Genomic DNA, 5,472 nt, shown 5'->3' with positions numbered 1-5,472 from the left:
GAGCTCTTTAACAAGTAACAGCCGATAAGCGTGGGCGTTTGAAGGCGAGTGCCAAGAGTCTTAGGACTCGAGGTCGAAAGACTTTAAACGCTCATGGAAACTGAAGTGAAGTTCACTTCAATTCCTGATTGAGCAAATTCAAGATCGAACTGAAGAGTTTGATCCTGGCTCAGATTGAACGCTGGCGGCATGCCTTACACATGCAAGTCGAACGGTAACGCGGGGCAACCTGGCGACGAGTGGCGAACGGGTGAGTAACGCATCGGAACGTGCCCAGTAGTGGGGGATAGCCCGGCGAAAGCCGGATTAATACCGCATACGACCTACGGGTGAAAGGGGGGGATCGCAAGACCTCTCGCTATTGGAGCGGCCGATGTCAGATTAGGTAGTTGGTGGGGTAAAGGCCTACCAAGCCGACGATCTGTAGCTGGTCTGAGAGGACGACCAGCCACACTGGGACTGAGACACGGCCCAGACTCCTACGGGAGGCAGCAGTGGGGAATTTTGGACAATGGACGCAAGTCTGATCCAGCCATGCCGCGTGCGGGAAGAAGGCCTTCGGGTTGTAAACCGCTTTTGTCAGGGAAGAAATCTTCTGGGTTAATACCTCGGGAGGATGACGGTACCTGAAGAATAAGCACCGGCTAACTACGTGCCAGCAGCCGCGGTAATACGTAGGGTGCAAGCGTTAATCGGAATTACTGGGCGTAAAGCGTGCGCAGGCGGTTTTGTAAGACAGAGGTGAAATCCCCGGGCTCAACCTGGGAACTGCCTTTGTGACTGCAAGGCTTGAGTGCGGCAGAGGGGGATGGAATTCCGCGTGTAGCAGTGAAATGCGTAGATATGCGGAGGAACACCGATGGCGAAGGCAATCCCCTGGGCCTGCACTGACGCTCATGCACGAAAGCGTGGGGAGCAAACAGGATTAGATACCCTGGTAGTCCACGCCCTAAACGATGTCAACTGGTTGTTGGGAGGGTTTCTTCTCAGTAACGTAGCTAACGCGTGAAGTTGACCGCCTGGGGAGTACGGCCGCAAGGTTGAAACTCAAAGGAATTGACGGGGACCCGCACAAGCGGTGGATGATGTGGTTTAATTCGATGCAACGCGAAAAACCTTACCTACCCTTGACATGGCAGGAATCCTGAAGAGATTTGGGAGTGCTCGAAAGAGAACCTGCACACAGGTGCTGCATGGCCGTCGTCAGCTCGTGTCGTGAGATGTTGGGTTAAGTCCCGCAACGAGCGCAACCCTTGTCATTAGTTGCTACGAAAGGGCACTCTAATGAGACTGCCGGTGACAAACCGGAGGAAGGTGGGGATGACGTCAGGTCCTCATGGCCCTTATGGGTAGGGCTACACACGTCATACAATGGCCGGTACAGAGGGCTGCCAACCCGCGAGGGGGAGCCAATCCCAGAAAACCGGTCGTAGTCCGGATCGCAGTCTGCAACTCGACTGCGTGAAGTCGGAATCGCTAGTAATCGCGGATCAGCTTGCCGCGGTGAATACGTTCCCGGGTCTTGTACACACCGCCCGTCACACCATGGGAGCGGGTTCTGCCAGAAGTAGTTGGCCTAACCGCAAGGAGGGCGATTACCACGGCAGGGTTCGTGACTGGGGTGAAGTCGTAACAAGGTAGCCGTATCGGAAGGTGCGGCTGGATCACCTCCTTTCTGGAAAAAGCACTCAAGTTCAAGCGCTCACACTTATCGGCTGTGAAAACACAGTAGTGGTTAATTGGTGAAACGTGCGAGCCTGGAGAAAGCGTCAAGTTGGCGTCCGACTGCCAGGTGACGCAGATGACGCCAGGCACCGCGCGACTCCAAAGAGATGCGTGGGTCTGTAGCTCAGTCGGTTAGAGCACCGTCTTGATAAGGCGGGGGTCGTTGGTTCGAATCCAACCAGACCCACCAAGCATTCTCGAGAGGTATCGAGAGAATGGGGGATTAGCTCAGCTGGGAGAGCACCTGCTTTGCAAGCAGGGGGTCGTCGGTTCGATCCCGTCATCCTCCACCAATTAGCGCGCTGTCAGAAGCGAATGCAAACCTAAGGCGAATTGCTTTAGGTTTGTCTTCGTTGAGAAGGCTGTGTTCTTTAACAATTCAAAGAGTCGAATCAGCGTTGTCGACGGAAAGTCGCCCAGGGGTAAAGGCCTGGTCGGCACCGTGCCGTCGGCAACATATGATTGCGTCACCAGACTTCAACTCGAATATGAGTTGTAGAACGGCATAACGCGAATACTCACAAACTGACCGTTCTAGCGTGGACGGTTGGTACCAGTCCTTGATCGACGTTCTAAAGCATTGGACGTCAAAGTTATAGGGTCAAGTGACTAAGTGCATGTGGTGGATGCCTTGGCGATTACAGGCGACGAAGGACGTGATAGCCTGCGATAAGCTTCGGGGAGCTGGCAAATAAGCTTTGATCCGGAGATTTCCGAATGGGGAAACCCACCCTTAGGGGTATCAACATCTGAATACATAGGGTGTTGAGGCGAACCGGGTGAACTGAAACATCTCAGTAGCTCGAGGAAAAGACATCAACCGAGATTCCGAAAGTAGTGGCGAGCGAAATCGGAACAGCCTGTGCTCTTTAGCATTCTTCTTATCAGAACGGTCTGGAAAGGCCGGCCAAAGCGGGTGATAGCCCCGTATGAGAAAAGAGGTTTGTGGAACTAAGTGCACGACAAGTAGGGCGGGACACGTGAAATCCTGTCTGAATATGGGGGGACCATCCTCCAAGGCTAAATACTCGTAATCGACCGATAGTGAACAAGTACCGTGAGGGAAAGGCGAAAAGAACCCCGGGAGGGGAGTGAAATAGATCCTGAAACCGCATGCATACAAAAAGTCGGAGCCCTTCGGGGTGACGGCGTACCTTTTGTATAATGGGTCAGCGACTTACATTCAGTGGCAAGGTTAACCGAATAGGGAAGCCGAAGAGAAATCGAGTCCGAATAGGGCGTCTAGTCGCTGGGTGTAGACCCGAAACCAGGTGATCTATCCATGGCCAGGATGAAGGTGCGGTAACACGCACTGGAGGTCCGAACCGACTAGTGTTGCAAAACTAGCGGATGAGCTGTGGATAGGGGTGAAAGGCTAAACAAACCTGGAGATAGCTGGTTCTCTCCGAAAACTATTTAGGTAGTGCCTCAAGTATTACCGTCGGGGGTAGAGCACTGTTTAGGCTAGGGGGTCATGGCGACTTACCAAACCTTGGCAAACTCCGAATACCGATGAGTACAGCTTGGGAGACAGAGCACCGGGTGCTAACGTCCGGACTCAAGAGGGAAACAACCCAGACCGCCAGCTAAGGTCCCTAAAATTGGCTAAGTGGGAAACGAAGTGGGAAGGCTAAAACAGTCAGGATGTTGGCTTAGAAGCAGCCACCATTTAAAGAAAGCGTAATAGCTCACTGATCGAGTCGTCCTGCGCGGAAGATGTAACGGGGCTAAGCCAGTTACCGAAGCTGCGGGTGCACAGCAATGTGCGCGGTAGGAGAGCGTTCTGTAAGCCTGTGAAGGTGGATCGTGAGGTCTGCTGGAGGTATCAGAAGTGCGAATGCTGACATGAGTAGCGTTAAAGGGGGTGAAAAGCCCCCTCGCCGTAAGCGCAAGGTTTCCTACGCAACGTTCATCGGCGTAGGGTGAGTCGGCCCCTAAGGCGAGGCAGAGATGCGTAGCTGATGGGAAACAGGTCAATATTCCTGTACCGATCTGTAGTGCGATGTGGGGACGGAGAAGGTTAGCTCAGCCGGGTGTTGGATGTCCCGGTTCAAGCATGTAGGCGTGCTCTCTAGGCAAATCCGGAGAGCTTAGCTGAGGTGTGATAACGAGGAGGCTTGCCTCCGAAGTGAGTGATACCCTGCTTCCAGGAAAAGCCACTAAGCTTCAGCTACAGACGACCGTACCGCAAACCGACACTGGTGCGCGTGATGAGTATTCTCAGGCGCTTGAGAGAACTCTGGAGAAGGAACTCGGCAAATTGACACCGTAACTTCGGAAGAAGGTGTGCCCTCAGTAGGTGAACCTGTACAAGGGGAGCCCAAAGGGGTCGCAGAGAATCGGTGGCTGCGACTGTTTATTAAAAACACAGCACTCTGCAAAGACGAAAGTCGACGTATAGGGTGTGACGCCTGCCCGGTGCTGGAAGATTAATTGATGGGGTGCAAGCTCTTGATCGAAGTCCCAGTAAACGGCGGCCGTAACTATAACGGTCCTAAGGTAGCGAAATTCCTTGTCGGGTAAGTTCCGACCTGCACGAATGGCGTAACGATGGCCACACTGTCTCCTCCAGAGACTCAGCGAAGTTGAAATGTTTGTGATGATGCAATCTCCCCGCGGAAAGACGGAAAGACCCCATGAACCTTTACTGTAGCTTTACATTGGACTTTGAACAGATCTGTGTAGGATAGGTGGGAGGCTTTGAAGTACGGTCGCTAGATCGTATGGAGCCAACGTTGAAATACCACCCTGGTGTGTTTGAGGTTCTAACCTTGGCCCGTGATCCGGGTTGGGGACAGTGTATGGTGGGCAGTTTGACTGGGGCGGTCTCCTCCCAAAGCGTAACGGAGGAGTTCGAAGGTACGCTAGGCACGGTCGGAAATCGTGCTGATAGTGCATTGGCATAAGCGTGCTTGACTGCGAGACTGACAAGTCGAGCAGGTACGAAAGTAGGACAAAGTGATCCGGTGGTTCTGTATGGAAGGGCCATCGCTCAACGGATAAAAGGTACTCTGGGGATAACAGGCTGATACCGCCCAAGAGTTCATATCGACGGCGGTGTTTGGCACCTCGATGTCGGCTCATCTCATCCTGGGGCTGTAGCCGGTCCCAAGGGTATGGCTGTTCGCCATTTAAAGAGGTACGTGAGCTGGGTTTAAAACGTCGTGAGACAGTTTGGTCCCTATCTTCCGTGGGCGCTGCAAGATTGAGAGAGCCTGCTCCTAGTACGAGAGGACCGGAGTGGACGCACCGCTGGTGTATCGGTTGTCATGCCAATGGCATTGCCGAGTAGCTAAGTGCGGAAGAGATAACCGCTGAAAGCATCTAAGCGGGAAACTCGTCTCAAGATGAGTCTTGCCGGGGCCTTGAGCCCCCTGAAGAGTCGTTCGAGACCAGGACGTTGATAGGCTGGGTGTGGAAGCGCAGTAATGCGTTAAGCTAACCAGTACTAATTGCTCGTGAGGCTTGACCCTATAACTTTGATGTAAAATGCATCAAAGAACTGGGTGAGAATTCAAGTTAGACCGTTCAAGTCGGTCGACGCAATCATCTGATTCATGACTCTTTGAATTGGCTTGGCTGCCCAAGCACTTCCCAGTGCCAGCAGCCAGGCAACAAGTTAAGCCTGATGACCATAGCGAGGTGGTCCCACTCCTTCCCATCCCGAACAGGACAGTGAAACGCCTCTGCGCCGATGATAGTGCGGATTCCCGTGTGAAAGTAGGACATCGTCAGGCTAATATCCGA

At 53.2% G+C, this 5,472-nt stretch carries 2 tRNA genes and 3 rRNA genes; all 5 read left to right on the top strand.

The window, feature by feature from the left end:
* Positions 1 to 146 precede the first annotated feature (146 nt).
* The 5 genes from KGA65_RS00815 to rrf all read left to right on the top strand — a co-directional run bounded on the left by KGA65_RS00815 (position 147) and on the right by rrf (position 5,462).
* A 16S ribosomal RNA gene (locus KGA65_RS00815) occupies positions 147 to 1,675 on the top strand.
* 163 nt (positions 1,676 to 1,838) lie between these two features.
* A tRNA-Ile gene (locus KGA65_RS00810) sits at positions 1,839 to 1,915 on the top strand.
* 27 nt (positions 1,916 to 1,942) lie between these two features.
* Positions 1,943 to 2,018, top strand: a tRNA-Ala gene (locus tag KGA65_RS00805).
* A gap of 306 nt (positions 2,019 to 2,324) precedes the next feature.
* A 23S ribosomal RNA gene (locus tag KGA65_RS00800) occupies positions 2,325 to 5,198 on the top strand.
* Between the two features lie 151 nt (positions 5,199 to 5,349).
* Positions 5,350 to 5,462 (top strand): 5S ribosomal RNA (rrf, locus tag KGA65_RS00795).
* Together the 16S, 23S and 5S rRNA genes with 2 tRNA genes alongside form the textbook arrangement of a ribosomal RNA operon.
* Positions 5,463 to 5,472: the final 10 nt, after the last annotated feature.

This window comes from Ideonella benzenivorans (assembly GCF_020387415.1).
Taxonomy (GTDB): domain Bacteria; phylum Pseudomonadota; class Gammaproteobacteria; order Burkholderiales; family Burkholderiaceae_C; genus Ideonella; species Ideonella benzenivorans.
Note: the sequence above shows the minus strand (reverse complement) of the source record. Positions and strands in the feature narration are given on the sequence as shown.